The organism is Persicobacter diffluens (genome assembly GCF_036244895.1).
GTDB classification, from domain to species: Bacteria; Bacteroidota; Bacteroidia; order Cytophagales; family Cyclobacteriaceae; genus Persicobacter; species Persicobacter diffluens.
Genome location: NZ_BQKE01000001.1, coordinates 687,349 through 710,766, shown reverse-complemented (window position 1 = coordinate 710,766; position 23,418 = coordinate 687,349). Strand labels below are relative to the sequence as shown.

Below are 23,418 nucleotides of genomic sequence, written 5' to 3'. Positions count from 1 at the left end.
ATATGATTTTGTCTTTAAGGTTAAAATTTTACAAAAATGATCTCCAACATTAATTTCCTTAATGATTCTTATGATTTATTTTGATTCTCAGATAGCCTTTCTAAACCCTGACCCACAAGCAGACATTCCTTCCATTCTCCTTTTTAATCAATCTGATAATTTTTAAATTATATAGTACCTAAAGATTCCTGTCAACTAAACCCTATAAATACCCAAATGAATTTTAACTTAACTGAAGAACAACTGGCCGTCAGGGACGCCGCCAGAGAGTTCGCCCGTACAGAACTTCTGCCGGGCGTTATTGAGCGAGACAATGAGCAACGATTCCCCAAAGACCAGATCCGAGAAATGGGCAAGCTAGGCTTTATGGGCATGATGGTAGATCCCCAATACGGAGGTGGTGGTATGGATACGATCTCCTATGTACTGGCCATGGAAGAAATCTCCAAAGTGGATGCTTCGGCCTCGGTATGCATGTCCGTAAACAATTCCCTGGTCTGCTGGGGACTGGAAAAATACGGCACTGAAGAGCAGAAGCAAAAGTACCTCGTTCCGCTCGCCAAAGGAGAAGTCATCGGCGCCTTCTGCTTGTCTGAACCAGAAGCCGGAAGTGATGCCACCAGCCAGCAAACCGAAGCTCTGGATATGGGCGACCATTATCTGCTCAACGGCACCAAAAACTGGATCACCAATGGGGGCAATGCCTCCATTTACCTCGTCATTGCCCAAACCAATCGGGAGAAAGGCCACCATGGCATCAACTGCCTGATCGTGGAAAAAGGCATGGAAGGTTTCGTGGTCGGTAAAAAAGAAGATAAACTCGGCATCCGTGGCTCCGACACCCATATGTTGAGCTTTACCGATGTCAAAGTCCCCAAAGAAAACCGCATCGGGGAAGATGGCTTTGGCTTTAACTTCGCCATGAATACCCTCAATGGTGGACGCATCGGCATCGCGGCACAGGCCCTGGGCATTGCTTCGGGTGCATTCGAATTAGCCCGTAATTACAGCCTGCAGCGTAAAGCCTTTGGCAAGGAAATCGCCCGCCACCAGGCCATCGCTTTCAAGCTGGCTGATATGGCCACAGAGATCGAAGCAGCGAGGTTATTGGTACTCAAATCTGCCTTTGAGAAAGATCAGGGAAGGGATTTCTCCAAATTCTCCGCCATGGGCAAGCTGATGGCTTCAGAAGTCGCCATGAAAACCTCCGTCGAAGCCGTACAAGTACACGGCGGCTATGGCTATGTGAAGGAATACCATGTCGAACGCCTGATGCGGGACGCCAAAATCACCCAGATCTATGAAGGCACCAGCGAGATCCAGAGGATTGTCATCTCCCGCAAAGTACTGGAAGAAATGGACGGCCTGTATAAAATGTAATATGCCCGTTTAGATGTTTTGGGGGGCTGCTGCCGCTTAGACGTCAGCACCGGGCTCGCGCGGCTCACCTCATCGGCCTTTTGGGCCGCTGTGGTTCAAACAAGCCCGCTTCATCCCTGCCCCTGCGGGCCTTCGGCCCTGTTGTACGCAAGAAAAAGGGCAGTCCATCTCATTTAAAACAAAAAGCGCCTTGCTCAACAGGGCGCTTTTCTTTGTTCCACTTTTATTGAAGCGGTAATGCTAAATCCAATTGATAATTTTTGGAGCTGATCAACCACTCTCCCACTTCCTTATAAAATAACCCGAATTATCCATGCTTAAACACCCATTCAGCTGCAAAGGGGAAAAATGAGGGAATAGCTCCCTATTTCGAATTTTTTGCCAAGGAAGCAGATGAATAAGGAGAATGCAAGCGTACCCAAATCTGGGCTATTAAAACTCAAAAAATTCTGTAATAAATTGTGCGTAAACAACTTGAGTTGGCCCAAAAAATACGGCGGTAAATAATTCGGCTATAAAACAAAAAGGACAGCTCTAAAAAGAGCTGCCCTTGTGCGGATGGAGGGACTCGAACCCACACACCTCGCGGCGCTAGATCCTAAGTCTAGTGCGTCTACCAATTTCGCCACATCCGCTTAAGATATATATTTGATGCCCGAAGGCCTGGTGAGGAGTACAAAAACTACTCCTAGTGCGGATAGAGGGAGTCGAACCCCCACGCCTCGCGGCGCTAGATCCTAAGTCTAGTGCGTCTACCAATTTCGCCATATCCGCTGCTTTTCGGTTTTGTGCGGGCGGAGGGACTCGAACCCACACACCTCGCGGCGCTAGATCCTAAATCTAGTGCGTCTACCAATTTCGCCACGCCCGCAGGTCGTATTCCGAAAAGCTATAAATAAATCCTTTTTAATGGATTGGTGCGGATAGAGGGAGTCGAACCCCCACGCCTCGCGGCGCTAGATCCTAAGTCTAGTGCGTCTACCAATTTCGCCATATCCGCAGATAAGATATTCTTTAGTCGTGCGGGTGGAGGGACTCGAACCCACACACCTCGCGGCGCTAGATCCTAAATCTAGTGCGTCTACCAATTTCGCCACACCCGCAGTTGAATATCTTTATCCATTAAAAAGCCCTTTGCCGATCTTCCGTTGAAGATTCCGTAGAAAGTCCCAAGCCTGTAGGCTTGTTGTTTCCTTAAGGGATTGCAAAAGTACGCAGCTAAATGATATTTGCAAATAGCTGCTCGCATTTTTTTTAAAGAAAATAATCGTCAAAAATTAATCCTTTGAGGAAGTGGAGATTAAAATAAAAAATAATTAGCAATTTCTTTTAACCTGAATGCTTATTAAACTGATGACAAACCGTAATTACGCCCCTGCCCTCCTTTCATTTCTACTAACGATCCCTTCCGTTAATACCCTAATCTCCTTCTGAAATTCAATCATTGGATAATTTAATCCACCAAGGCGGTCTAATTAGATGAAAAAATTCCAATAATGATACTCGAATGATTAAACCGAACTCACTTGCTTCAAAGCCAGTTTAGCTACGTGACGGAAAAAGTGAGGCAATTGAATAAGAGGAATCAAACTTACCCCAATTTGGGCTATTAAACTCAACAAAAAACACCACCATCTAATCGACAATAAATAACTTGGGTAGTTTACTGGATGCGACGGTGAATAATTCGGCTTAAATCCAGGTGTGCATAATTCCCGTAAAAAAAGGCTACCCTATAAGGTAGCCTTCTGGACTTTAAATTAAATACCACTTCCTGTAATCAGGGACAATTATACTCCATCTCATATTCATCCACCTCGACATATTCCTCTCCTCCATTTCCATCCCAATAGGTCGATTTGTTTAGGCTACTTACCGGTAAGCCATTTTCACCATACACATAAGTGATTAATGTCTCCTGAATAACCTGATTTCCTATTTTATAAATTAGCTTAGTTGGATTATTTCTACTCCAAAAATTTTCATGCCATACTTGAGCCAATGGCAATGAGGCTACAAAGGAAGGCTGCTGATCATATTCTAAAATAACCTCAACATTTTCTTCAAAAGTAAACCCATACTCATCTTCCAAAATAAGTTTTGAAATGGCCGAAACCATATTTCCATTTTCATAATGAAGATCATAAGTCATTTCGTCCACCAGTTGACCATCATAATCATAAATATATTCCACCCATTGAGTTGGATACATTTTCGCCACAGGGTAAATCAGCTCATCAGCCCAGGTAATCAATGAATTACTTGCTGCTTTGGCCTTTCGATTCATAAAATTATGCTTAATCTTACCGCCAAAAGGCTTCTTTAAGTTTGAACCCAAATATAAACTCTCCATCCTGGTCAATCTCCCTGAGGGATCATAACTATATAAGATCTCGTTACTTTGATCATAAAGGCGCCCTAATTGCCCGGAAGGAAGATAATCATATAGCATGCTAAGTTCTACAGGATTATCCTGATACTGCTCATACATCGCAACTACTCTTCCCTGCTTATAATCAAAAATCGTCTGAGACTGAATTAGATTTTCATTATAATTATATTCTAAGGTAATTTTTGTCAAATCACAAATTACAGGAATATCATTAGGATTATCATAGGACAAATCATCCTCCCCTTCTCCGCATGAAATTAAAAAAGGAAGAATTAAACAGATTACATACCATCTGGCTTTCATAAATAGACTTATAAGTATTAAAAAATAAATTTATACAAGTATATTAAAGCTTCCCCAACATACCTACACCTTTATCTATTTTCCTCTCTCCCACAAAATATAAACCAACGCACAAGCCCCGGAAGCCGCTGCCAACCAAAAGGTAAATGGAAAATTTCCCGCCTTATTCTGATACACCGACTGCGAAATCAATGCCCCCAAACCAATCCCCAATTCCAGGGCAATATACATGGTCGCAATGGCTCTTCCACGCTTTCCTTCCTCTGCCAAATCAATCGTCCAGGCATAAATAGACGGGATCATCGTCCCGAAGCCAAAGCCAAACAAAAGCGCGGCGGTTAACAGCGAAAACAGATCATGCGCAAAGCCCAAATAAGTCATCCCGGCAATCAGGAACACCAAACCAAAAATCGACAGCGGACGACGTCCGTATTTATCCGATAACCTCCCCATAAATATCCGACAACTCAGGGAAGCCAAAGTAAAGGTGGTGAAGAAAATCCCCTTATTCTCAAAGCCTAAATGCACCGTCAAGTCCGGTACAATCGTCAGCACGACGCCGAAGGAAAAAACCGTAAACAGCATCACTACGGCCGGCACTACCACGCCACGATCAAAGAAATCCTCCATCCCAACATTCAACAAGCTCCAACGGAAAGGCTCTTTATTCGGTAGTGTTTCCTGCATGCCCAACAAAATCAAAACCGACATAATGGAAACCATAGAGGAAGTATAGAAAAGCGCATCAATCCCAAATTCATTCGCGATCAAAGAACCCATATAAGGCCCGATCGCCATTCCCGTGGAACTAAAGAAACCATGAATCCCCATGGCCTCCCCCCTTCTCGTCGCTGGCACCACATCCGCCACATAAGCAGAAGTCGCCGTCGGTTTAAAGCCTGTAGACAATCCATGAAAAAGGCGAAGTGTCAGAAAGCCTCCCACTGTATGCATCAAAGGGTACAAAAAGCCCATCACAAAACAGACTACGGCACCAAACACCATCACCGGAATCCGCCCAATCCGGTCCGACAACTTCCCCGAAAATGGTCTTGACAAACCTGCCGTCAAAGTAAATAATGCGATAATCAAGCCTTTGTAATCCGCTCCACCCATAGCCGTGAGGTAAGCTGGAAGCTCCGGAATCAGCATATTAAAACTACTGAAAAACAGCAGCGAACTCAGGCATAAAAGCCAAAACTGAGTATTATAAATTTTTGGTTGGTCCAATGCCGGAGCGGTCATATTTTTCGAAAGGGTATTCATCGTGATAAAAAAAAGGAAGCCGAAATTAATCAAGCTTCCTTTTATATTTTAATCAATCTCTAAAAGATTTTACCCGAATTATGCATGCTAATCCTCGTTTAGCGACAGGGCGGGAAAATGAAGGAATTTTTCCTATTTCGAGTTTTTTCCAACAAAGCAGATAAATGAGGAGAAAGCAAGCTTGCTCAAATTTGGGCTATTCACAAATGGGCAAACATAGCTTTATCAGACTAATAAATAAATCATTCAAGACGATAAACTAAGTCTAGCAGAGTAAAATTCGGATTAATCCTCTTTTTCACCTCCACCCTGAGCGGCTAGCAAATAGGCTTTGATATAATCATCCAAATCGCCATCCAATACATTCTGAACATCCGTACGCTCCACTCCGGTACGCGCATCCTTGATCAGTTTGTAAGGGTGCAAGACATAGTTACGAATCTGCGAACCGAAATCAATGCCCATTTTGGAATCTTCAATCTCCGCACGTGCCGCATTACGCTTGTCCACCTCAATTTGGTATAGCTTCGACTTCAGCATCTGCATCGCAATTTCCTTATTACCCAACTGCGAACGCTCCTGCTGACATTCAATCACAATACCCGAAGGCGCGTGATGCAATCGAACGGCCGTCTCTACCTTGTTCACGTTCTGCCCACCGGCACCCGATGACCGGAAAGTATCAAATTTTATATCTGCCGGATTCACATTAATCTCAATCGTGTCATCCACCATCGGATAAACATAGACCGACGAGAAAGAAGTGTGGCGTCGTCCACCGGAATCAAATGGAGAAATACGCACCAAACGGTGTACCCCATTTTCCGATTTCAACAAGCCGTAAGCAAATTCCCCCTCAAAAGACAAAGTCGCACGCTTCAATCCAGCCACGTCTCCCGCCTGATAGTCAATCTGCTTCACCTTCATGCCGTTCTTCTCTCCCCACATGATATACATCCGCATCAGGATCTCAGACCAATCCTGCGACTCCGTACCCCCTGCTCCCGGGTTAATCTCCAGCATGGCGCCCAACTGATCCTCCTCAGCGGACAACATCTTTTTAAATTCCAGCTCCTCTACATCCTTGACCACTTTGGCATAATCGACGTCCACTTCCTCCATTTGCACTTCACCTTCCTGGTAAAATTCATAGAGCGTTTCCAAATCGTCCAAACCTGTCTGGCAAATAGCAAAGGCATCCGTCCACACCTTCTTATTGCGAATACCCTTCATAATCTTTTCAGCCTCCTTCGGATCATTCCAAAATTCAGGTTGTGCTGTAATAGTTTCTTCTTCTGCGATCTCAGTTACCTTACGATCGTAGTCAAAGATACCCCCTCAAGGCCGAGATGCGCGCCTTTAAATCCTTCAGTTGATCTACTGTCATGGATAAATAAATTGTTGAAAATAATTTTATTAAAGAAAACGAAAAACATCCGCTCCCAATCGAACTACAAACCTAAGCTTTTTATCCAACTATACGAAAAAATAATTCCGATGACTTTTAGGGGCTTCCCTCCTGACGTCGGTCGGGCTCGCGGCAGTCGCTCTTTTTGCGAGCCGCTACGCATTAAGGCTGCAAAAAGGAGCTCCACAATGCCTTCATCCCTAAGCCGGTTGGAGTGGAATTCCACCACAAACCTACTCCAGCCCCTGCAAACAAAAACACCCTCCTCCCACTTTTCTTCCCTCATCCATCCTAACTCCCATGCCCAACCTCAAATACCTAAACAAATACCGCATCCCCTCTGCCCGATGGCCTGCCTGGGACTACCGTTGGCCAGCGCTGTATTTTATCACCATCTGCACCCAACACATGCGCCACTACTTCGGATACATCCAATCCAAAAAAATGCACCTCTCCCCCATTGGCGCCATCGCACATGTGCTCTGGCATGAAATCCCGCATCACAACCCTAACACCCGCCTCCACGAATTCATCGTGATGCCCAATCACATCCACGGCATCATCGAAATCCTGGAGGAGGACTCCAATTCCGTACAGACAGAGCATGCCCTGTCTCTACCCAATACACCACAACCTGCACAATCCCGCTATCAAAATATCGGCCACGGCTCCATCTCCACCATCATCGGCGGATACAAATCCGCCGTCACCAAACACTGCAACCGCCTCGACTATGCATTCCAATGGCAGCGCCTCTACTACGACATCGTAATCCGTGACCGCCGCGCCTATGAAAACATCTCCAACTACATCATCCGGAACCCGGAAAAATGGAATAATGACAAATTTTACCGCAAATGAATGCAATCATCATTCAAATATCACATACCAAAAATCCCTTCCCGTACAGCCAGGGTATGCCCTGGCTCAATCCTCAATTCAACGGCACAAAAAAAAGCCGCTCCAAATAAATGAAGCGGCTTTTAAAAATATTATAATTCAGCATCAAAGCTTAATTACCCAACCATGGGAATCTGCTTTTCTGCCATAACGAATTTCTTCAAAATAAGTCGCGATCTTCTGTGACAACGCACGATTATCCATATCCAACTCGAAATCCTCTCCGCGATATCCGATTTTAGAAACTGAACTCACTGTCACAGCCGTACCAACACCAAACACCTCCTGAAGCTTGCCTTCCCGATGCGCATTGATCACCGTTTCCACGGCCAAACGACCAACGTGAACCTTCACCCCCCATTCTTCCGCCACTTGCAATACCGATGCACGCGTGATTCCTGGAAGAATCGTTCCGGACAATGCTGGAGAATAAAGCTCATTATCGATGACGAACATCAGGTTCATCGTCCCTGCTTCTTCAATATACTTATGCTCAATGCCATCCGTCCAGATCAACTGGTCATAGCCTTGCTGCTGACCCAATTTCGCCGGATACAATGAAGAAGCATAATTACCTGCTGCTTTTGCTTCACCGGTTCCACCAGCCGCCGCACGGGTAAATTCTTCCTCCACTTTCACTGAAACTGGTTCAGAATAATAAGCTCCCACAGGGCAGGCAAAGATCATGAAGCGATAATTCTGTGAAGGCTTCAAACCTACATACTCATCCATCGCAAACATGTATGGACGGATATACAAAGCTGTTCCGGGCAAATTCGGCACCCAACCACGATCAATTTCCAACAATCTGGTCAGGCCGGACATAAAAATATCCACCGGTAATTCCGGCATACACATTCTCACCGCCGAACGGTTCAAACGCTTCGCATTGTCTTCCGGACGGAACATCAACACATTACCTTCCTCATCTTTAAAAGCTTTCATTCCTTCAAAAATGGATTGTCCGTAATGCAAAGCCATATTAGCAGGGCTCAGCGACATATTCCCGTATTCCACAATACGCAAGTCAGTCCACTCCCCATTGACGTAATCAGCGACGAACATATGATCGGTATAGACTCGACCAAATGGAATGTTATTAAAATCAACTTGTGGGAGGCGACTCTCCGCCACCAAATTTTCCGAGATTGTGAGCGTTTCTGCCATATTTAAAAAGGGTATTAAATTCCAGACGGATTCTCAAATTGATAAGAAACCGGCCTTGAAGATAACAAAATGATTGTGATAAAGGCGAATTCTGTTGGTTTCAAAACGAAAAACAGGGATTTCGTCTATAATCTCTTCAAAAGTAGAGAAATTCTGAGAGATTAAAGTTTCCTCTCGCTTATTTTTTTGGAACCCATGGAATCTCTTCCAACTTTTGTTCATAAATAACCATTCGGGCCAGGACAAATAAATAATCCGAAAGGCGATTCAAATATTTAATCACTAATTCAGGCACTTCGCTTTCTTCCGTCACCCGAATAGCGTTTCTTTCTGCCCGTCGACAGACACATCTGGCGATATGACAATATGAACTGGTCTGATGTCCGCCCGGCAACACGAACGAACGCATGGGAGGAACAGTTTCCTGCATTTTATCAATCGCCTGCTCCAATTGCTCAATATCCGACTCATGTAATGCCGGCAATACGATTCTGGAATCTCCTTCTGAGGCCAAATGAGAGCCAATGGTAAACAGGCGATCCTGAATATCTAAAAATAAAGAACGACGTTCCTCATCAGTAGTTAAATCACGGATTAATCCGATATAGGAATTTAACTCATCCGTAGTACCGTAAGCCTCCAGACGAATATGCGACTTGGGAACACGCTTTCCATTCACCAGGGCGGTCGTTCCTTTGTCTCCAGTTTTGGTATATACTTTCATAGCGTTTCTTAAAACGGTAAATTACACAATAAAAAATAGTTTAGATATCATATTAAAAGAAAAGGCCACCCAAAGGCAGCCTGAAATTACTTTTGATCTTCTTCTGAAAGCGGTTTAAAATTTAAAGAAACCGAATTCATACAATACCGAAGGCCTGTTGGAGGCGGCCCATCTTTGAAGACGTGTCCCAAATGCCCGCCACAATTAGAACAGGTAATCTCGGTCCGAATCATGCCGTGGCTCTCATCTCTGGTCTCGGTCAGCGCATCCTCCTTAATAGGTTTAAAGAAACTTGGCCATCCACAATGAGAGGCAAATTTTGCATCCGACAGGAATAAGTCCTGTCCACAACCTTTACAAGAGTATAAACCTACCTCATAAAAGTCATCATACGCTCCTGTAAAGGGACGTTCTGTTCCCTTCTCACGCAAAACATGGTATTCCAGGTCCGAGAGTTTGTCTTTCCAATAAGCATCATCCTGCTCTTTCATCGCGGTGTTGTTTTGGGCGAAAAGGGCATTACTGTAAATCAGTATCCCCAAAAATAACATTACTTTCCTCATTGATCATCAATTTAGTTTAGGATTGGTAATGCTTTAATCGACTGTTATATCTTTAAAGGTAAATGGTGGTGTAAAAACTCTGTTACTTTCATTCAGAGCCCTATCCTGTATCCAGATTTCAAATTTAACGGAATCAAACCTTAAATCGGTATTATTCAATCCTCTCGTATTTAACCCATATTTCAACTCTCCTTGTAAGGGTCGATTCTTATCTGTAGTATTGAGGTAAGGAAAACGACTATCCAATGACAATCCAAATTCTTCTAAAAGGTCAAATTCCTCATAGGGTTGATCTGTCCCGGCGGGTTTACTATAAATTCTTAAAAAGAAATTTTTATGATTAGGGTTTAACTCAATCCGGAAAGTGTCCGCTCGAAAATTATCCCCGCTTCCTGAGGACAATATTTGCCAGTAAATATTATTGGTTTGACTGTTAAAAGGTGGATCTTCCGGACGACGATTCGCATAGGTAATCGGGTTTCCGCTCGCATCAAACAGGTAATTAATCGGATTGAAGGGCGGCAAGGTATCCCAAACGGCCAAGCCCAAATCCCCATCCCCGTCTTCAAAATAAAGATAGATATTAAGAGAATCAGTGGTTTCTCCGCCAGACTTAATCTCCACTTTTTTAAATTCAATAAAAGGAATTGAAGGCAATTCCGGAGGAGCATGACAGGCCCCGATGATCATGGCTATTAACAGGGGCAGGAGATATTTTTTCATACAATAGGTTTTTGGGCCAAAACAATCTTTAATCTTCTACGAAAATTTTGGAGCAATCGACAAAAAATCATTCCTTTTCTAACATGGAATGTTACCGGTAATCATGAATAAGGAATCACCTTTTTTACGATGCACCTTACATGAGCCAGTAAATTGCTTAAAAAAACCAAAAACCACAAAAAAAGCGGCCATTGGCCGCTCTTCCTCTCAATCAAAAAGGATTTACATCCTTATATCTTCTTTACCCCATGGGCAATGCTTTCTTTCATCCCCTGTGTAGATATTTCAACGAACTCTACCTGACCTTTCATTTCTCCAATGGTCTTGGATCCATTATAAGTCATACCGGATGCCAATCCACCCAAATATTTCTTAATGATCGGCTCTACAGGACCTTTATAATCTACCAATGTTTTTTCTCCCTCAACAGACACTACCTCCATTGATTTCACATTGTCCTTTTTCAATTTTTGGATTGCCGCATCGAAAGAGGCCATACCACGATAAGTCTTGTATTTCTTACCATCCATGGAAACCACTTCCCCCGGGGTCTCATCCGTTCCGGAAACAATAGAACCCACCATCACCGTATCCGATCCGGCACCAATCGCCTTCACCACATCTCCAGGCACCTTAATGCCGCCATCACCACAAATCGGTACTTTGCCAGCCACAGCCTGAAACACATTATCAATTGCGGAAAGCTGCGGAACTCCACAACCGGTCATCACGCGGGTGGTACACATGGAACCTGGGCCAATCCCTACTTTCAGGCCATCCGCTCCCCATTCCATAAAATCCAAAGCAGCAGCGGCAGTGGCAATATTCCCTACCATGACATCAATGTTTGGATATTCTTTCTTGATAAACAATAAAGTATCTTTAGCCATCTCCGAATGCCCGTGAGCAATATCTAAAACGATAATATCTACCCCCGCAGCAGCCAAAGAGGCCAAACGCTCCTCATAATCTTTAATCCCCAAAGCAGCAGCACATAGCAAGCCTTCGGCCTTAATCTTCATGACTTCTGAAGACTGCTCTTCAATGGTTAAAAAGCGGTGCAATACACCCAAACCACCCAATTTTCCAACAGCAATACACATATCTGCCTCACATACGGTATCCATATTGGCAATCAGGATCGGAATATCGATAGAATGATTCTTGGTTACGCGTGTACGGAAGGATACATCTCGACGAGACTTAATGGTATTATACTTTGGTACAATCAGTACATCATCGAAACTATACGCTTTTTTGATATTCATATTTTTATTATTTGGCCCAATCCTTCCAAAACCTTAGACACACGAATATGCGCTGATATACCATTATGTACCAGCGTTTTAAAGGCCTCGAAAGTCATTGGGAATTACGAAAACACTTTTTCCGTGTTTAAATATCCGAAAATTGAATTGAGAAACAATAGGGATTAGAAAATAAATAAGCCCTTAGCATAAATCTATTAAAAAAGCCCTACTAAAACTTATTTTCAATCAAATTTCACTTGAGTACACCCCAAAAATAGGAATGGAAATAAAAGTTTGACTCAAAAAATAATACCATTAAGCTGCATCATTTATTTTTAAAGTTCAGCCGGCTTCGGATTCATTTCAAAAAAAACAAAACCGCTTGTCATAATCCACCGATGAAACTTACATGAAGATTTGACGCATGATACAACCCCAAAATAAATCAAAACTTTAAACCTCAATAAATTATTCACTAATCCACCATTCAATTGCACTTTAAATAATTACAAGACAAATACTGATTACTAAACAAAAATAAAAATGAGTAAGGAATAAAAAACGAAATCACAATTCCTGGACAAAACTTACAACTCTAATTAGGGTCTGCTTAAAAAGGTCTCTTTATTTTTCTTGAAATTTGGTTTACCAATTCCAGCTTCGATGATTGATGTAACTAATGCCCATAAATCATATTTATAAATATTAAAAAACAGGTCAAAAAAGATTCCTTTCATGAATCTTTCAAGGTTAGCAATAAAGAAGATGGCACCAATCCATGAATTTGTGGTGTCTGATCTTCGTGCCTTAATATTATTCAATCCATACCCCCTTTTAGTTTGTCCAAATTTTCCTTCTACATGACTCCTCAATTTTTGATGGATAACCTTATTCTCTTCCCGCTCTTTAATTTTTTCAGGATCTTTAGGAGGAGCTCCAAGAGGTGAGCCGACGAAAGTTATATCATTTTGATCATAAACTTCTCTAGCATTTCGATTTCCATAAATTTTGTCTCCAACAATTCCATTTAGCTTAGTGTGAGGGTGCCGTAGTTTATGTGCTTCAATATGCTTTTTGATAATCTCCTCTTCCCCTTCATAGTATGCTTCAAAATCATGATGGTCAATATAAGAATAGCCTTGGTCAATAGATATTGATATTTTAGCTCCAAATTCAACATTCGCTCCAGACTTCCCTCTTATGATGGGGCGAATATGTGGTTGATATAAGTTTACAATACGGAAACCAACCGTATTTTTCTTCTCTTCAATCATTTCCATTTGTTGGCGATACACTTCTTGAATAACATACAATAGCTTCAAAAAACGCTTATTCAAAGGAATACCTACCTTAATTTGGTCTAATAGACGATGAATATGCCCTATATTTCGATGAAGATACTGTAGTTGTTTTCGATTTGCAGCCCTCCAAAAATCGGCGCCTTTCTTCTTTTTTCTTGTCAACGCTAGAAATTCTTTTTGGGCTTTTTGTCGATAGCTTCTAGGTTTCCCTGGATTCTGATTCAATGCGAGCCTTATTGATCAAAGCCAGGTCGGTCGGATAAGGAATTTCTTGCACCGCTACAGTAGCATCAACTGATATCGAGTTTTCAATTTCAGGCTTCTTATATTTTGTATCACTTTCTACATTTTTTTCATCACGAAGTTCGCTTTGCTCATCAATACTAACGTCATGACTCTGGAGTAAGTGACTTAAATCATTAAAGTCTTTTATGGTCAAACGCTTTCTAATTGTCGGAAATAATGAAGAATCGAATACCTGATCATGTTGAAATTTATGCAATCCAACAAAGTATTGTAGATATGGACTTTCTTTGATTTGTTCAATTGTTTCTCTATCAGACAACTTATATTTGTGTTTGATAATCAAGGCTCCAATCACTAAACGCGCTGGTTTAGGTCTAGCTCCTTTGTCGAAGGACATGTTCCGTTCATAGATCCTTTTTAATTGACTCCAAGGAATTTCTTTGGCCATAATAATCCATCTATTATTGGGATTAAGGCCACCCAAATACGGGTCCATAAAATCAGAAATCTCAAGTTGATCAGGGGAATGCTTAATCATAGTGCAAGCTAAAAAAGTAGGAAAGGAGCCCTGGGGCTATTTAAAGGACAATTTACAAAATTTCCCCTTGCACTAAAAGAGATTTAATGTGATTTAATAAGTTGATCTTCAGTCGTTTTTAGATAATTCGAACTATTTCAGCAGACCCTAATTATTCACCTTTAAAAACAATGGGTACTCAAGCAGGTTAGGAGAGGAGAAAACTATAAAACCTCCAAAGAATAATGTTTCGCATTTTTACACTTAAAAGTCACCCGAACCTGCTTTTCCTCCTGCTTTTATTCATTTTGCCATTTTCGGTTTTTGCAGAAAAGCATATCATTAGCCCTGCCAATAATTATGTCAAAGGCCCTGATTTAGGGGTTCAGCCCGGAGACACCTTGGCCATACAGGCTGGACAATACCCCTTCCTTGGTTTTGTGGAGATTGTCGGCAGCCCGGAACAGCCTGTGGTCATCATTAATGAAGGCGGTCAGGTGAAAATTGGTGAATTGCAGCATTATTATGGCATCAACTTCAGAGACAGTAAGCATTTCATATTTACCGGTACTGGAGATGCTAATTTTGAATATGGCTTCTGGATAAACAATCAGGAAAATACAGGATTTGGGATTTCTGGCGTATCGACGGATTATCAGCTTGATCATATTGAAATTTCCAATACCAGATTCGCCGGGGTTCAGATCAAATGTGACCCCATTTGTGATAAACCGGAAACCTGGGGGGAAAATTTCACCATCCAAAATATTAGCCTGCATCACCTATTTATTCATGATACCGGGGGAGAGGCCTTATACATAGGCCATACTGGGACCTCCGTTAACCAAGGAGCATGCACAGGCCTCAGTCCGGCGAAAATGCAAAATGTGACCATCACCCATAATCAAATCGAGCGCACTGGCTGGGATGGCATACAGGTAGTAAATGCCATTAGCGATGTCAACATTTCTCACAATAGCCTGAAAGACTTTTCACAGGAACAAATCCGAAATCATTCCTCAGGCATCTTTCTTGGAGAAAACACCATCAACTCTGTCATTTCGAACAATTATGTAGAAAATGGCTACGGGGTTTCCATTATCCTTTTTTCTGCCAACGACACCCAAGTTTACAATAATGTGGTGATCAATGCGTTTCAGGATGCCATTTACATAGCCAACCGATCCTCCGATGCCAATCGGGCCATTCGCATTTTCAACAACACCTTATACAAACCCGGACATCATGGCATCATCACTTATAATTATGAAATTGGATTGACCTCCATTCGGAACAACCTCATCGTAGGCCCAGGAAAATTACAAGAATACCAATTTGCAAAAAGAATTAAGTCCTACATCATGGTGCCGGATCACATTTCTCCTACAATGGACACCCTGGCCAATGAACGGTACGAATATGCCCTGACTGCTTCTTTTTTGGACTCCGCCGCTTTTGACTTACGCCTGAATGATGATTCCCCGGCCATCGACAAGGGGACTGATCTACCGTTCCCGGTGAGTACTGATTTCGAAGGTAATAGTCGTATTTATGGTGCAATGGCCGATGCCGGCGCCTATGAAAATCAAGGTGGAAGTTCCCGTATCAGCCAGCCACAAGGCCTTTGGCGGGAAGTATGGACCGATATGTCAAATGGCAAAATCAGCGAGATCCCCCTGAAGGAGGCCCCCACTTTTCAGGAAGCAATCAGTGAGTTCACCATACCACAGGATCAGGGAAATTACTATGGGGATCGGATATCGGGATGGCTAACAGCTCCCCAAAGTGGGCAATATACTTTCCATGCCAGCGCAGACAATAAGGTGGAGCTTTGGCTAAGTACCAATGAGCAGATGAATAATGCTGTTCGAATTATCAATCTCACCAAAAAAACGACTTACAATGTTTTTAATGAACAAACCGCACAAAGCTCTGAGCCAGTCTCCCTTGAAGCCGGAAAAAAATACTATATCGAAGCCCTTAGAAAAGAGACCGGCTCTAATGATCATCTTACCATTGGCTGGACCCTGCCGGACGGCGAGCAACAATTTCCCATTGGCATGGAATTCCTAAACCCTTTTATTCCTGAAGATCATTATCAGGGAAAAGGATGGCATTTGGAATTATTTCCTACCAGCGATTTCAGCGGAACCCCTAAGGTGGATACCTCCGGTGCCATATTTAACCATTGGAGAAAAAGCGCCCCTGCGGAAGGCTTTGACCCAAAAGCTTTCTCCGCCCGCTGGTCAGGAGCGGTGGAAGTTAGCACGGAGGGCGACTACCTGTTTACCATGGACGCCAATGACGGAAGTCGTATATTTATTGATGGTAATTTAATCATGGATGCCTGGTTCAACCAAAAAAGAACAGAGCGGACGGCGCAGATCAACCTGAGTGCCGGCACGCATCTGATTCAGGTGGAATATTATAATTCCGGAAGCTGGGCGAATGCCACCCTGTCCTGGCAGGGCCCGGATTTTGCGAAAGAAGTCATTCCGCAATATCTGGTAAGCCCCTCAGAACCGAACAACAACCTCCGCCAAATGCCCATTTCCGAAAAGCCCGCTCCCCCTACATTTCATTTCCCCAACCCCTCCTCCCAACACCTCCAATGGGACAGTACTGCTCCCGACTTCCTACTCAACATCACCGACCTGAACGGCAACACCGTTTACAAAACCAATGCCCCTAGTGGGCAAGCCTACATCCCTTCCGGACTCTACATTTTCCGATATCGGGAGCATGGCAGCCTACAATCTCAAAAGGTGATTGTTCAATAAATCCCATAAAAAAAGGAGGTCATCCGTAGTGGACAACCTCCTTTAGTTTTGTAAAAGCATGATTCAACAGGCTCTTATGCAGAAAGGATTAGTGAATACCTTTCATCATTTTGATCATGAATGGTGACAATACCAAAAGGATTACCCCGGCAATCGCGGCTTCAGCACCAATGAAATAGAACAATGGAATGTCAAAGTTTTCCACAATACTTTTCATAGAAGCCGCCAGGAAGTTACCCAAGGCAATAGAACCCATCCAAAGCCCCATCATAACAGAGACGATTTTTGGTGGAGAAAGCTTGGTAATCATCGACAGACCAATTGGTGAAAGGCAAAGCTCACCCCAGGTGTGTAGCAAATAAACCATTACCAGCCAAAGTGGAGAAACTTTGTTTAAACCACCGCCTGTAGCCTCATCAGCTAAGGCCATTACAAAGAAACCAGCTGACAATAAGAATAAACCTATTGCAAACTTCACCGGAGTACGTGGATTTGCTTTGGCACGGCTTAATTTATCCCAAATTACGGTAAATACAGGGGCAAAAATGAAGATAGCAATGGCGTTGATCGCTTGGAAAGCCGAAGCAGGAATTTCCATTCCGAAAAGGCTACGCTCTGTCATATCACGGGCAAACAAGTTGAAAGTACCCCCTGCTTGCTCAAAGCCAGACCAGAAAACAATGTTGAAAATCGTCAAAAGGAAGATAACTCCTACACGGCTCCACTCTGTTTTACCTTCCGTATTTTTGAATACTGTGAATAACAAGTAAAGAATACCACCACCACCTACGGTGTAAACTAAAATATCCTGACCGATTTCAGGCAAAGCAGCCCAACCTAGCATTACACCAATAGCCAAAAGCACGGTTCCAGCTACATAAAGAATGATGTCTTTCCAATCTGAAGCGGCGATACGCAAAGCCTCTTTTGGCGCTTTTGGAGGCAAACCAACGTTACCCAAAGTTTCGGCACGGAAGTAGAACCAAAGCGTACCGATCAACATGCCCACACCAGCAGACAAGAAACCATAGTACCAAGCAATACCTTCCGCTAAAGCACCAGCAACCAATGGTGCGAAGAACGCACCTGCATTAATCCCCATGTAGAAAAGGGTGAAGGCACCGTCACGACGATCATCATTGGCATCATACAAGCTCCCCACCATGGTCGAGATATTCGGCTTGAAGAAACCGTTACCCAAAATCAATACCGCCAATCCAAGGTTGAACATGAATTGGTGATGTGCAGTAGGATCATTGCCATGCATGGCTGAATAAGCCAAAATAAATTGACCAATCGCCATAGCAATTCCACCTATGTAAATTGTTTTGCGCTGGCCTAGTACTTTATCGGCCAAAATTCCGCCAATAATTGGAGTTACATAAACCAAGGCGGTAAAGATACCGTACAAAGCCAGAGCCTGATCATCTGTATAGCCAAAACCACCATCAACCAGCTGCGCTGTTAAAAATAAGGTTAGAATTGCGCGCATCCCGTAGTACGAGAAGCGTTCCCAGAATTCTGTCGCAAACAGCGTAGACAATCCCATTGGATGCCCGAAGAAGCTCCTATCGACTGTTTTTTCCATTTTTAAAATTATAAGATTCCTAAAATTCGTTTGGTTCTCTGCTTTCTGCAGCTCATTGCCCCCTAAGCCCAAAAAGATAAAAAGATGGTTGAAAAATGAATTGCCAAAATTTCCACCTTTAAATGCCTCAAAGCATTTCGCAAAAAAACAGTATTACATCTAGCTTGCGAATTTATCAAAAAAAAAGCATTGATATTGAATTTGAGGGGTATCAATTCGAGAAAAGGTCAAATTTGAAGGTCAGGCTTGAATAATTTCCCTAAAATAAAAAAATGATCTTCTTAAGATGCCAAAAGCGTTTGAAAGCAAACCGAGATTCCCTGGCTCACCAAACGTTCAAAAAAAATCCCTGACCAAAGCCAGGGATCAATATTTACTCTATAAAGTTTGTCGGAGGGTTGTTATCCACCGCAAGCGATAGCTTATTGCCGGAAGCCAGGTGAATATCAAGTTCTGCGGCTAATCGGATTATTTCATGTACCAAATCATGCCTTAGCGCCAGCTCCTCATTATAATCTGCCACATTCAGGTAAATATACACCAGTACATCGTAACTATAGGCCGTCACGTCATATAGATATACCCTTGGATTCTCCCGTATATGTTCATGCTCCTCAAAATATTTTCTTAAGCCCTTCACATAACCATTAATTTTAGGTAAGGGAGAATTCTGTGAAATTCGCAATACCGTCCTAAACTTACGATACTCCCTCCTCCCCAGATTGTTGACCGTAAAATCGGCCATCTTACTATTAGGAATGGAAACCACAGAATTATCCGAAGTTCGAATGCGAGTAGATCGCAATCCTATTTCCTCTACCGATCCTGAAAAATTATCCACACTGATCCACTGCCCAACGGTGAAAGGCTGGTCTAACAGAATCATGACAGAACCAAAGAAGTTTTTGATCGTTTCCTGTGCCGCCAGTGCCAGGGCAATACCCCCTATTGAAAGCCCCGTTAGCAATTTCCCCATATTCACCCCGGCTTCTGACAACAGAATCAGAATTACGAATATCACAGTGACAATCTTCATCACCATGGCCAGGAAGGGATAAAGGCCTCGCTTCTTAGCCGTTTTCTTTTTATGACTTCTGTCCGTCCACCAGTCCAGCACCCTGAAAGCTCCGGAGGATAATAAAATCAGAAAGAAAACTTTGGTAAAGAAACGTAGATAGGAGTAGAAATTAATCGGGAGTTCCGCCGCTGGCATAAAATTAAAAACCACCAAAAATATTCCTGAAGCCAACAATGGTGGGAAAATCATCATGGGATATTTCCTATCATCTTCATCCTCATAAATTGCCCGAACCAAGAAATTGAATACGGTTACTGGCACAATAAAAAAGATAATTCCCAATATGATGGTCAATAAAATCATGGCCACCTGCCAGCGTTCCAGTCCCCACATAGGATCCCGGGCGGTTTCTCCCACCCAGCGTTGCACTTTTTGAGCTACATTATCTATCCGCTCTTTTCCAAATAAATAAACTCCGCTATGAATATCATCCAACATGGCCACACTTACTTCGGAAAGGAGCCATTGACTACCTTCCTTCTCTAAATATAATTCCGGCAGCCTGCGGTGAATCACAAAGCGTTGCTCATTAGTCAGGGTGTCTGTATAATTTGGATCATCTGATAAATCCCTAAAATTGATGGCTATTCCCATTCCATCAAAAATCTCTTTCAGCTTAATTGCCGCCTCAATTTTCTCTGCGGTTTCTGCATCTCCTTCCATCGCTCGGGCTGAAAGATCAGGTCGATAATGATCGGATGCTAAAAAATAGAAAATAGTTTGAAGCGTCTGCCGCGGAGTTTTTAACCTAAACTCTTTTGGCGTCCCCTTATTTTCCACCACCGGCTTTTTTACCGGTCTGGGTTTTACATTTAAAGAATCCTCGGGTACAAATTCCTCCACCGGCTCATCTGGTAGCGTATCCGGTAGCACCACCAATTCATCCTGTATGTTTAATGATGGAAAAAGCCGGTCATAAAGAATAGGAATAGCATTGGCCGTTGGCTCGGAATAAAGCCATTTAGCCCCAATCTTTTCCAAATAGATTTCCGGGAAATCATCAAAGGGCTGAAATTTCTTTTCGCCACCAAGCAAACCATCCTTATAATTGCGCTTATCCGGCACCTCATCCCAGTCTACTCCACCCAAGCGACCAAATATTTGTTTCAACTGCAGTGCCATGCCTATTTTCACTTGTAAACTCAAGCTATCCCCGGCAATGGTGTATGCAGCCACCGATGGTTGGTAATGCGCTTTCTCCAAAAAATACAAATGAGAAGCCATAGTGGCCTTGGGCGTTTTGGTTGAAAATTTCACCTTCGCCTTTTCATTTTGTGCCGTTTCAGCACTTACACTTACCTGACTAAACAGTCCGATGCATAAAAACAGGAAAAACAAAATCCCTTGCGGACACTTGTGAGCAGCCCAATTTTTGATCACTTCCTCATAATTTGATGTTGGCAACAAAAATAAGCATTCGGCTTTTCAATACCTAACCCGGATTATTCATACTTTCCTTCTAAATATAAATGGAGGACTGAAAAAAAAACGATAATTTCACCCAAAGGCGTTTTATTAAGCTGAATTATCCTCCTTTAGCTGTAAAGCCGGAAAAATGAAAAAATAGTTTCCTCATTTCGAGATTTACCGAGCGCAGCAGATGATTGTGCAGAAAGCAAGCTAACCGAAATCTGAACTATTAAAAGCCCTCAAAACGTATTGATATTTAAAACTTTGACGGACTTATCCGAATTTAGTGGTGAATAATTGGGCTAAAGCACAAGCCTATTTACAGACTGCATTTCGCGTATTTTATGCAAAATGCCTCGATTCGCCATTCAACTTTTGGGATGGGGCAAAAAAAAACGACTGTCATAGATCTCAGTCGTTTTTTCAAAATCCTTAATAGGGAAATTAAGACATCAACTCATTGGCTTTCTTACCAATTTGTTCTGCCACTTCATTAATTTTCTTTCGGCCACTTTCCGCCTGATGCTCTAAATCCCCTCCCCATTTTTTAGCTTTTTGACTAAGCTTATCCTGCGTGTCTTTTCCGGCTTCCGGTGCTAATAATAAGCCCGCTACTATCCCCAAAGAGATGCCGGTGAGAAAAGCAAATATTCCAGTTCCTGCCTTGTTCATAGTGGAAAAATCGTTTAATAAGAAATAATATCTATTTTTAAATACTAGAAATAATTTAAAATGTTGAGTGATCCTTTCTTTTTTTAAGATTCAAAGAAGAAATATTCAATATCACTGAAAACGACGCACTTCAATATCTCGGCGTAGATTTCAGGACCTATCACAAAAAAACACCGCCTTGAAGTATTAAATCGGTCATTATTTTAGCTAAATGGTCAAAACAGTTATTTCTTATTTAAATAATTTATCCTTTATTGAAAGTCATTAAACACCCAACCATTCCAACCCCATATTCATGACCAAACATCCTTTGCTTGGGACGGGCCTTATGCTGCTCCTGCTGATGTTGACCTTTTTGCCAGGCCAGCTTTTTGGGCAGGCCAATAACACCCTCTCACTCACCGACAGGAAAGGGCAGAAAATTTATCCTATCATTTATAATCGATACAAGGAACTTAGAGAGGAATACCCAACTGTAAGCAGCCCAAGAATTCAAGCGCTCAAGGAAATGGCTTTTTATTTCAGATCGCAACAAAAAGCGGGAAAGCCTGCACGTTTCATTTTTTATGCGGATCAAAATGCTCAGACCATCCAATTCACCATGGCATGGGCCACAGTTGCAGCCTTTTACTATGGAGTGAATAAAGTTTCCTTTTATGCAGTTAGTGGTAGTGGCGAAGCCATTCAAGCCAACACCATCAAGGCCTTGGAAAAAATGGGCTTCATCGCCTACAATGATGAATACGGAAGACTCCAATTTCAGCTTCATTATGGTTATCAACAACAACCATTAAAAATGAAGTCCTATCGCCCTCAGGAAAAAGGGACTCCTCTGGAGGATTACTGCACTGTTATTGTGGACGCAAGCAGCCCCCTTTTAAAAGGCTCCGACCTCACCGTTTACCTGCCCTACAACGAATTTGGTGAGTTGGATGATTTTGCACTCAACAAGCAAATCAGCCTCGAGATGTTCTATCTTTTTAAGCACTTAAGAGATTAGGTCACTCAAATTAGCCATGTAAGTTTTTATGCATTATTCATGAAAATCAATAGATTTATATTTTAATCAATTCAACCTTTACTTATGGATTTCTTTGAGCGAATGCTTTATCCTTGTCGATGGGGACTTACCCTCAGCGTATTGGCCATTTTTTTGGGGTTCCTGATCGGAGGCTTATTTGGCGCCAATGAAGATGCACTAAAAAATCACCTTAAAACCGAAGGACAAGCAGTTTTGTCGACCGTCTATCAAAACGATGAGGCCGCCATGAACAAGACTGTCGCCAAATCCTGGTCGTATTTAAAAAGAGCTCACCTACATGCAGGAGCTATCGGAGCAGCAGCCCTTGCGCTTCTATTGTTATTGGGCGCCTTGCCGGTAAGCTATATCTCCAAGCTATTCAACGGTTGGCTCATTGGTCTGGGGGCCCTGATTTATCCCATTTTTTGGTTATTGGCAGGCCTGAAAGCACCGGGTTTAGGAAGCACACATGCCGCTAAGGAAAGTTTAAATTGGTTAGCGATCCCCTCTGCCGGCGCCTTACTGATCGGTACTTTTCTGATTTTTCTGCTCTGCCTGAAGGTTTGTTTTCAGCCTAAAAGTCGCTATTAAAATCCGGACAATATTTGTTCATTAACGGACAAGTTGTACGAATGCGAACAGCTTTAAGCATTTATAAATGCTCTACACCCCTCATTAACAGTAGTTTTATTTTTGGCATAATCTTTCTAGCTTCTATGGTAAACAGAA

Annotated in this window: 19 protein-coding genes and 5 tRNA genes; 4 read left to right on the top strand and 20 right to left on the bottom strand. The window is 42.6% G+C overall.

The genetic code is table 11. The annotated features are described in order from the left end of the window. The first annotated feature begins 216 nt into the window (after positions 1 to 216). Positions 217 to 1,380: an acyl-CoA dehydrogenase gene (locus AAA970_RS02975; protein WP_053403924.1), complete on the top strand. Its 1,164-nt coding sequence runs from the start codon at positions 217 to 219 to the stop codon at positions 1,378 to 1,380. Between the two features lie 553 nt (positions 1,381 to 1,933). Here the strand turns inward: AAA970_RS02975 and AAA970_RS02970 are convergent. The 17 genes from AAA970_RS02970 to AAA970_RS02890 all read right to left on the bottom strand — a co-directional run bounded on the left by AAA970_RS02970 (position 1,934) and on the right by AAA970_RS02890 (position 14,161). Then, a tRNA-Leu gene (locus tag AAA970_RS02970) sits at positions 1,934 to 2,015 on the bottom strand. 57 nt (positions 2,016 to 2,072) lie between these two features. Continuing rightward, positions 2,073 to 2,154: transfer RNA gene (locus tag AAA970_RS02965), tRNA-Leu, on the bottom strand. Positions 2,155 to 2,169: 15 nt separating this feature from the next. After that, positions 2,170 to 2,251 (bottom strand) — tRNA-Leu (locus tag AAA970_RS02960). 44 nt (positions 2,252 to 2,295) lie between these two features. Then, positions 2,296 to 2,380 (bottom strand) — tRNA-Leu (locus tag AAA970_RS02955). Positions 2,381 to 2,401: 21 nt separating this feature from the next. Further along, positions 2,402 to 2,483, bottom strand: a tRNA-Leu gene (locus AAA970_RS02950). A gap of 677 nt (positions 2,484 to 3,160) precedes the next feature. Continuing rightward, on the bottom strand, positions 3,161 to 4,075 hold the full coding sequence (locus AAA970_RS02945; RefSeq protein WP_338235920.1) for a hypothetical protein: 915 nt from the start codon (positions 4,073 to 4,075) through the stop codon (positions 3,161 to 3,163). 75 nt (positions 4,076 to 4,150) lie between these two features. Further along, entirely contained in the window at positions 4,151 to 5,341 is a 1,191-nt protein-coding gene (locus tag AAA970_RS02940) for an MFS transporter (protein WP_338235919.1), read from the bottom strand. A 285-nt stretch (positions 5,342 to 5,626) separates the two neighbouring features. Further along, positions 5,627 to 6,728 (bottom strand): peptide chain release factor 2 gene (gene prfB / locus AAA970_RS02935; protein ID WP_338235918.1). Its coding sequence is split into 2 segments (ribosomal slippage): positions 5,627 to 6,667 and positions 6,669 to 6,728, totalling 1,101 coding nucleotides; the frame shifts between segments, so codons are not numbered across the junction. Between the two features lie 339 nt (positions 6,729 to 7,067). Next, on the bottom strand, positions 7,068 to 7,355 hold the full coding sequence (locus AAA970_RS02930) for a hypothetical protein (RefSeq protein ID WP_338235917.1): 288 nt from the start codon (positions 7,353 to 7,355) through the stop codon (positions 7,068 to 7,070). A 9-nt stretch (positions 7,356 to 7,364) separates the two neighbouring features. Then, positions 7,365 to 7,616 carry a hypothetical protein gene (locus AAA970_RS02925; protein WP_338235916.1) on the bottom strand — a complete coding sequence of 84 codons (252 nt, stop codon included), beginning with the start codon at positions 7,614 to 7,616 and terminating at the stop codon, positions 7,365 to 7,367. A gap of 138 nt (positions 7,617 to 7,754) precedes the next feature. After that, positions 7,755 to 8,816 carry a branched-chain amino acid aminotransferase gene (locus AAA970_RS02920; protein ID WP_338235915.1) on the bottom strand — a complete coding sequence of 354 codons (1,062 nt, stop codon included), beginning with the start codon at positions 8,814 to 8,816 and terminating at the stop codon, positions 7,755 to 7,757. Positions 8,817 to 8,994: 178 nt separating this feature from the next. Then, entirely contained in the window at positions 8,995 to 9,540 is a 546-nt protein-coding gene (locus AAA970_RS02915; RefSeq protein WP_338235914.1) for a cob(I)yrinic acid a,c-diamide adenosyltransferase, read from the bottom strand. Between the two features lie 86 nt (positions 9,541 to 9,626). Next, the gene (msrB, locus tag AAA970_RS02910; protein WP_338235913.1) at positions 9,627 to 10,103 is read right to left on the bottom strand and encodes a peptide-methionine (R)-S-oxide reductase MsrB; all 477 of its coding nucleotides are present in this window, start codon (positions 10,101 to 10,103) and stop codon (positions 9,627 to 9,629) included. Positions 10,104 to 10,136: 33 nt separating this feature from the next. After that, positions 10,137 to 10,826: a hypothetical protein gene (locus tag AAA970_RS02905; RefSeq protein WP_053403917.1), complete on the bottom strand. Its 690-nt coding sequence runs from the start codon at positions 10,824 to 10,826 to the stop codon at positions 10,137 to 10,139. A gap of 230 nt (positions 10,827 to 11,056) precedes the next feature. Beyond that, entirely contained in the window at positions 11,057 to 12,094 is a 1,038-nt protein-coding gene (locus AAA970_RS02900) for a guanosine monophosphate reductase (RefSeq protein ID WP_053403916.1), read from the bottom strand. Positions 12,095 to 12,675: 581 nt separating this feature from the next. Then, on the bottom strand, positions 12,676 to 13,602 hold the full coding sequence (locus AAA970_RS02895; protein WP_338235912.1) for a transposase: 927 nt from the start codon (positions 13,600 to 13,602) through the stop codon (positions 12,676 to 12,678). After that, positions 13,577 to 14,161, bottom strand: coding sequence for a transposase (locus AAA970_RS02890; protein ID WP_338235911.1), 585 nt, complete (start codon positions 14,159 to 14,161; stop codon positions 13,577 to 13,579). The genes AAA970_RS02895 and AAA970_RS02890 overlap by 26 nt, the downstream gene beginning before the upstream one ends. Positions 14,162 to 14,385: 224 nt before the next feature. On the opposite strand from AAA970_RS02890, the gene AAA970_RS02885 reads away from it, so the two are divergent. After that, positions 14,386 to 16,920 carry a PA14 domain-containing protein gene (locus tag AAA970_RS02885; RefSeq protein WP_338235910.1) on the top strand — a complete coding sequence of 845 codons (2,535 nt, stop codon included), beginning with the start codon at positions 14,386 to 14,388 and terminating at the stop codon, positions 16,918 to 16,920. An 88-nt stretch (positions 16,921 to 17,008) separates the two neighbouring features. Here the strand turns inward: AAA970_RS02885 and AAA970_RS02880 are convergent, their stop codons facing one another. The 3 genes from AAA970_RS02880 to AAA970_RS02870 all read right to left on the bottom strand — a co-directional run bounded on the left by AAA970_RS02880 (position 17,009) and on the right by AAA970_RS02870 (position 21,668). Beyond that, entirely contained in the window at positions 17,009 to 18,508 is a 1,500-nt protein-coding gene (locus AAA970_RS02880; protein ID WP_338235909.1) for a peptide MFS transporter, read from the bottom strand. A gap of 373 nt (positions 18,509 to 18,881) precedes the next feature. After that, positions 18,882 to 20,966 carry a mechanosensitive ion channel family protein gene (locus AAA970_RS02875; protein WP_338235908.1) on the bottom strand — a complete coding sequence of 695 codons (2,085 nt, stop codon included), beginning with the start codon at positions 20,964 to 20,966 and terminating at the stop codon, positions 18,882 to 18,884. 474 nt (positions 20,967 to 21,440) lie between these two features. Then, positions 21,441 to 21,668: a YtxH domain-containing protein gene (locus AAA970_RS02870; RefSeq protein WP_053403913.1), complete on the bottom strand. Its 228-nt coding sequence runs from the start codon at positions 21,666 to 21,668 to the stop codon at positions 21,441 to 21,443. Between the two features lie 295 nt (positions 21,669 to 21,963). On the opposite strand from AAA970_RS02870, the gene AAA970_RS02865 reads away from it, so the two are divergent. Both AAA970_RS02865 and AAA970_RS02860 read left to right on the top strand, forming a co-directional pair. Continuing rightward, complete coding sequence (locus AAA970_RS02865) at positions 21,964 to 22,668, top strand: hypothetical protein (RefSeq protein WP_338235907.1); 705 nt, start codon at positions 21,964 to 21,966, stop codon at positions 22,666 to 22,668. Positions 22,669 to 22,752: 84 nt separating this feature from the next. Continuing rightward, complete coding sequence (locus AAA970_RS02860) at positions 22,753 to 23,280, top strand: hypothetical protein (RefSeq protein ID WP_338235906.1); 528 nt, start codon at positions 22,753 to 22,755, stop codon at positions 23,278 to 23,280. Positions 23,281 to 23,418: the final 138 nt, after the last annotated feature.